The organism is Microbacterium sp. BF1, from assembly GCF_019279095.1.
Lineage (GTDB): Bacteria > Actinomycetota > Actinomycetes > Actinomycetales > Microbacteriaceae > Microbacterium > Microbacterium maritypicum.
Map to the genome: position 1 here is coordinate 1 of NZ_JAGYWT010000118.1, position 6,223 is coordinate 6,223.

The 6,223-nt window shown below is 67.1% G+C and carries 6 protein-coding genes; 3 read left to right on the forward strand and 3 right to left on the reverse strand.

What is annotated here, in order from left to right; translation table 11 throughout:
• Positions 1–161: 161 nt before the first annotated feature.
• Genes KZA10_RS06235 through KZA10_RS06245 form a run of 3 tightly spaced genes read right to left on the reverse strand, consistent with a single transcriptional unit; the run spans position 162 to position 3,392 of the window.
• Positions 162–1,079, reverse strand: coding sequence for a carbohydrate ABC transporter permease (locus tag KZA10_RS06235; protein ID WP_218682429.1), 918 nt, complete (start codon positions 1,077–1,079; stop codon positions 162–164).
• Positions 1,079–2,053 (reverse strand): carbohydrate ABC transporter permease, encoded by a 975-nt coding sequence (locus KZA10_RS06240; protein WP_055866355.1) that lies wholly within the window; start codon positions 2,051–2,053, stop codon positions 1,079–1,081. The genes KZA10_RS06235 and KZA10_RS06240 overlap by 1 nt, the downstream gene beginning before the upstream one ends.
• 55 nt (positions 2,054–2,108) lie before the next feature.
• Positions 2,109–3,392: an ABC transporter substrate-binding protein gene (locus tag KZA10_RS06245; RefSeq protein WP_218682430.1), complete on the reverse strand. Its 1,284-nt coding sequence runs from the start codon at positions 3,390–3,392 to the stop codon at positions 2,109–2,111.
• A 236-nt stretch (positions 3,393–3,628) separates the two neighbouring features.
• Between KZA10_RS06245 and KZA10_RS18590 the strand changes: the two genes are divergently transcribed.
• The 3 genes from KZA10_RS18590 to KZA10_RS06260 all read left to right on the forward strand — a co-directional run bounded on the left by KZA10_RS18590 (position 3,629) and on the right by KZA10_RS06260 (position 6,138).
• On the forward strand, positions 3,629–4,495 hold the full coding sequence (locus KZA10_RS18590) for a MurR/RpiR family transcriptional regulator (protein ID WP_218682431.1): 867 nt from the start codon (positions 3,629–3,631) through the stop codon (positions 4,493–4,495).
• Between the two features lie 2 nt (positions 4,496–4,497).
• A complete protein-coding gene (locus KZA10_RS06255) occupies positions 4,498–5,673 on the forward strand; it encodes an exo-beta-N-acetylmuramidase NamZ domain-containing protein (RefSeq protein WP_218682432.1) in 1,176 nt (391 codons plus the stop codon).
• 96 nt (positions 5,674–5,769) lie between these two features.
• Positions 5,770–6,138, forward strand: coding sequence for a hypothetical protein (locus KZA10_RS06260; protein WP_218682433.1), 369 nt, complete (start codon positions 5,770–5,772; stop codon positions 6,136–6,138).
• The last annotated feature ends 85 nt before the right edge of the window (positions 6,139–6,223 follow it).

Sequence of the window (6,223 nt, forward strand, 5' to 3'; positions counted from 1 at the left end):
GATCACACCGCGTTCTTCGACGAGCTCCTCAGGAACAGCTCCGAGTTGGAGCCGCTCGCACGCCTGCACCACATCCTCGGGGGCATCGAGGCGTACTACCGCGACCGACCCGACCTCGCGGAGTTCATCCCGGCGCCCCGTTCACCACGGCCGCTCTCCCGTCACTTGCTCATGCCGGAGGTGAGTCCGTTGATGATCTGCTTGGTCGCGAGCAGGAACAGCACGATGAGCGGGATCGTCGCGATCGTGAGCCCGGCGAACAGCTGCGGCCAGTCGGTGGAGTACTCGCCGAAGAAGCGGGTGAGTCCGACGGGAAGGGTGTACGAGTCCCGGTCGCGCAGCAGGATCAGCGGGTAGAAGAAGTCGTTCCACACCGGCACGAAACGGAAGACGATCACGGTCGCGAGCGCCGGACGCACGAGCGGCAGCAGGATCTGCACGAAGGTGCGGAACGGACCGGCGCCGTCGATGCGCGCGGCCTCTTCGAGTTCGATCGGCAACGCGCGGAAGAAGACCGTCAGCACGAACGTCGTGAACGGAATGCCGAGGGCTCCGTAGACGAGGATCAGGCTGAACACGTTGCTCGTCATCTTGAGCGAGTCGAGCAGGTAGAACAGCGGCAGGATCGCCAGGTGCACCGGCAGCATGAGCCCGGACAGGAAGACCGCCTCGATGCCACGGAAGAACTTCGCCCGAGCCCTCGCGAACGCGTACGCGGCGAGCACCGAGACGACGGTCGTGACGATGACCGAGCCGACGGTGACGGTGATCGAGTTGAGGAAGTAGGTGTCGAACGACGCGGTGATCCACGCGCTCTGGAAGCTCGTGAACGTCGGCGGGACCGGGAGTCCGAGCGGCTCGGTCGCGATCTGCTGCTGTGTGCGCAACGAGTTGTTGACCATCAGCAGCAGCGGGCCGATGGCGACGAGCGCGTAGCCCCAGAGGAACACGTTCGCGAGCAACCGCCCGATGAACGGGGCATCGGCGGTGCGGCTGGAGCGGCGGCGGGGGGCGGAGGAACGACCGGAGACGATCGCTTCGGTGGTGGGCTCCGGACGGGTGTCGAGGGCAGTGCTCATCAGAACAGCTTTCGTTCAGCGCGACGCATCGTCGAGGTGATCACGACCGAGATCACCATGATGAAGATGAACAGGACGGTCGCGAGCGCGGAGGAGACGCCGATCGAGTTCGGGTTCCCCGATTCGAAGGCGGTCCGGTAGAAGAGGAGCATCATGACGTCGGTCGACCCGGCGGGCGCCCCGTTCGAGCCGGCGAGCGCGAAAGGAATGGCCATCGCCTCCATGCTGCCGATGAAGGTGAGCACCGTGATGATGCCGATCGTGGGCGTGAGCATGGGCAGCGTGATGTAGCGGAAACGCTTCGCCGCGGTCGCCCCGTCGAGCGAGGCGGCCTCTTCGATCTCCTCCGGGATCCCGCCGAGGGCGGCGCCGTACAGCAGGATCGGGAAGCCGATCCACTGCCAGGCGCTCACGAGGACGATCACCCAGATCGCGAGCTGCGGGTCGCCGAGCCAGGGAAGCGCGAGGCTCTCGAGGCCTACACCGCGGAGGATCGCGTTCACCGGGCCGAACAGCGGCGAGAGCATGAGCGACCACAGGTAGCCGATGACCATGGGGCTCACCAGGTAGGGCAGCGCGAAGATCGTCTGGAAGAAGCGCTTGGTGCGCTTGCGGCGGTGCAGCAGGGTGGCGATACCGAGGCCGAGCGAGTTCTGGAAGACCAGCGCACCCGCGAACAGCAGCAGGTTGTGCCCGAACGCGTTCCACAGCTCGGAGGCGTAGGGCTCCTTCGTGAGGAGGGTGATGTAGTTCGCGACCCCTGCGAAACCGCCCTGCTTCGTGCCCTGCCAGTCGAAGAACGAATAGCTGAGCGCAGCGAGCATCGGATAGAGGATGAGCACGGCGAACAGCACGGCGGCCGGCAGCACGAACAGGGTGGCCGTCGGGGTGGACAGGGCGATGCCTGCGCGTGTGCGTCGCTTCGTGCCCTCGCGCTTCGCGGGGTCGCGCCGGACGGGGATGGTCAGTGCCATGGTGTGTCTTTCGCTCCGCGAGGGGGCGCCGGATCGACGCCCCCTCGTGTTCGGATCAGGAACCAGGGGTGAACCAGGTGGAGACCCCGGACTGCAGGTCGGCGCCGAGCTGCTCCGGCGTCTTGTCGCCGAGGAACATCGCCTGGATGTCCGGGCCCAGGACCGCGGTTCCGGTCGGGTCGCCGTAGCGGAAGTCGACGAGCAGCAGGTACGGCGCCGGGTTGGCGGTGTACTGCTCGTTCATCTCCTGCATGAGCGGGTCGGAGTACTTCACTCCGGGGAGGGCGGAGAACTGGTCCACCTCATCGGCGACGAGCTGACCGAATTCCGAGGTCGTCATCCAGTTCAGCAGCTCTGCCGCCGCCTCCTGGTTCTCGCTGGAGGCGTTGATGCCGAAGCTGCCGTCGGCGTAGCCCGGGGTGACCGCATGGTCCAGAGCGCTGCCGGGGGCCGGGGGCACCTCGTACACGCCCCATTCCGTGTCGGGCGCGGAGTTCTGGAACGTCGGCAGATCGAACGATCCACCGGGCCACTGGGCCGCCTGCCCCGAGGTGAACTGCAGCACGGCGTCGGCGACGGCGATCGCGTTGACGTTCTTGTCGAGGTACTTCTGCATGTCCTTGACGATCTGCAGCGACGACACGTACGTCGGGTCGGTGAAGTCGATGTCGCCGGCGAGCACCTTCTCCTCGAACTCGGATCCGCCGTAGTTCGCCGAGCCCATGATGTCGTGGAACATCGGCAGCACCCAGTCCTCGCGGGCACCGAGTGCCATCGGGGTCACGCCCTCTTTCAGCAAGGTCTCCTGCAGGTCGATGAACTCGTCCCAGTCGGTGGGCTCCTCGAGACCCATCTCGTCGAACATGGTCTTGTTGTAGAACATCTGCATCGTCTGGTACGCGAACGGGACGCCGTAGGTCTTGCCGTCGTCCTTGCCCTGCGCCGCGCGCAACACCGTCGGATCGAACTGGTCGAGCCCGTCGACGATGTCGTCGATCGGCACGATCTGCTCGGACTGGATCGCGGACTGGATGCCGCCGTAGGCGCGGAGCATGGCGATGTCGGGGCCATCCCTGCCCTCGAGACCGGTCGCCAGGATCTGGTTGTACTCGGTCGGCTGGAAGCCCTCGAACTCGATGGTGACCCCGGGGTGGGACTCTTCGTACTGGTCGAACACGGCCTCCCACTTGGGCGACGAGGATGCCTGCCACGACCAGATGGTCAGCGTGACATCGCTCTCGCCGTCACCGCTGGATGCGGCCGGGGCGCAACCCGCGACGGCGAGCCCGGCGACGAGAATGCCGGCAACGGATGCGAGGCGGACGGGGCGGTTTCGCATGATGTTCCTCTCGGACGGTGGCAGCGGCCTGGCACGTCGGGGGCTGCCGTTACTTCGGGGGGAACGTCCTTCGATGCATCCTCGAAGCTGAGGACACGTCGCGTGACGTTGATGTCATGCGGCATGTCCGTTGTGGGGAGATGCCGCCAAGCCCCACTGTGGGCAATCTCTTCCAGAAATGCAAGCAAATCTGAAAATTCCTTTCGAAGCGGGCATCGGCCTGGCATCATGGGCACGTGCCGAACAGTGTCGTGACAGCCATCCATCAGCGTCTCTCCGAGTTGACCCCGACGGAGCGCCGTATCGCCGAGTACGTCCTCGCCGAGCCCCAGACGGTCGTCGAGAGCTCGATCACCCGGCTGGCGGAGGAATGCGAGGTCTCCGTCGCCAGCGTCGCCCGCTTCACCCGCAGCGTCGGGTTCGGCGGCTACCCCGACCTACGGCTGGCCCTCGCGACGGAACTCACCCGCAGCGCGTCCGATCAAGAGAGATTCCAGGTGTCTGCAGGCGACGTCAGCCGTTACGACGACGTCGCCACGACGGTCCGCAAGATCGCCTTCGCGGAGGCCGCAGCCATCGAACGCACGGCTCGACAGATCGACCTGGATGAACTCGAGCGGTGCGTGGCCGAAGTCCGCGAAGCACGGCGCATCGACATCTACGGCGCCGCCTCCAGCGGACTCGCCGCGCAGGATCTGGAGCAGAAGCTGCACCGCGCAGGACTCGTCGCCCAGGCCCGCACCGACCACCATCTCGCGCTGACGGGCGCCGCGCTGCTGGACGGGCGGGATGTGGCGATCGCCATCTCCCATTCCGGACGCACGCTCGAGATCGTGCAGGCGGCGCAGGTCGCGGGGAGAGCCGGGGCGACCACGATCGCCATCACGAACAACCCGAAGTCGCCTCTGGCCAGAGCGTGCGACCTGGTGCTCGTCACCGCGGTGTCGGAATCGACGTTCCGCTCCGGCGCGATGGCGAGCCGCATCGCGCAGCTCGCGATCCTCGACTTCCTCTACACCCGCATCGCGCAGGCCGACTACGACACCATCTCGGCGAACCTGCAGCGCACCCTCGACGCCGTCACCACTCACAGAATCGACTGACCATGCACCTCGGTATCGACCGGCTCCTCCGGCACGACCTGCCTGCGCGCCTCCTCAAGACGCTGCGCGGCGCCCGGATCGGGATGCTCACCAATGACCTGGCTCTCACGTCCCACCTCACGCGCGGGAGGGCCTCCTTCGCGGCCGAGGGATGGTCGCTGGATCTGCTCTTCGGCCCCGAGCACGGGATGGACGGACGCGCGCGGGAGGGCGACCTCATCGGCGATGCACTCGATCGCGTCACCGGCGTCCCTGTGCGCAGTCTCTACGGAAACGCCGTGCGCCCCTCCCCAGAGGACCTCGCCGGTCTCGACATCGTCCTGGTGGACCTTCCCGACGTCGGCGCCCGCTTCTACACCTACGTCTGGACCTTGAGCCACATGCTCGAGGCCTGTGCGGAGGCGGGGGTCGCCGTGCTCGTCCTCGACCGCCCGAATCCCCTGGGCGGACTCTTCGAACAGGCCGAGGGCCCGATGCTCGATGAGGCGGCGCAGTCGCTCGTCGGACGCTGGTCGATGCCGATCCGCCACGGACTGACCATCGGCGAACTCGCCCGTCATTGGGTACGCACGCGGAGCATCGACGTCGCACTCGATGTCGTCGGGGTCGACGGCTGGCGACGCGAGGACACCGCGATCGGTCGCGAGGAGCTGCGCTGGACGCCACCGTCACCGAACCTGCCGAGCGCGGCGACGGCCCTGCTCTATCCCGGGACGTGTCTCGCGGAGGGCGTCAACGTCTCCGAAGGACGGAGCACCGCCGTGCCCTTCCGTGTGATCGGGGCACCGTTCATCGACGCGGAGGACTTTGCGCAGGCCATCACCGCCCTCGAGCTCCCCGGGGTCTCCGCCTCCCCCTATGGCTTCACTCCTCTCGTCCGCGACCATGCGGGCGAGCAGTGCGAGGGCGTGATCCTGCACGTGACCGATGCCACGGCGATACGCCCCGTCCACACCGGAGTGCGCCTCCTATCGCTGCTGGCCGAGCTGTACCCCGATTCCCTCTCCGAGAGGTCACTGGTCCCGATGCCGGGAGAGTCGGACTGGACGCCACTGGAGAAGCTCTTCGGCGTGCGCGGCGCGTTTCGTCAGATCGCCGATGGCCGCTGGAACGACTCGACGACGCTCGCGGTACCGGATTGGCCCGCGGCCGTCGACGCGGATCTGCTCTACGCCTGAGCACCGACGCCCGGGACGACGTCCCGCGTCGGCGACGCCCTCACTGCCTGCGTCAAGGGGATGGAAGATGCGGCAGGACACGGGCAGACTGCCCGCATGAGCAGCGAGGAGTCGGCGGCGGCGGATGCCGGGCCGGAGCGCACGGCTGACGGGCACCACTTCGTCGTGAACGGGCGGCGCTGGCGTGCGACCGACCCGTCGATCCCCGACGCCCTGCGCCAGGAGCTGGTGGACGAGCTCATGGCCGCGCGCCGAGCGGTGAAGACCTCGGATGAGGATGCCCGTCGCCGGGTGCACGACGCCAAGACGGCGCTCGGCGAGCGCGGAGCCCCGTGGTGGGAAGACCCGCAGCCGGAAGCCGCGGACGGTCGTATCGCCGCCACCATCCGAACCCTCACCCGTAAGCGCTCGGAGTCGTCGATACGCGTCTACTCCGAGAAATCTGCCCATCGCATCGATTCGTAGTCGTGTTGTAGATTAGGTTCATGGCCAAGGTAAAGACTCGTCTTGCGACTGGGATCTTCTGGGTGACCGCGGCTGCGGCCGCGGC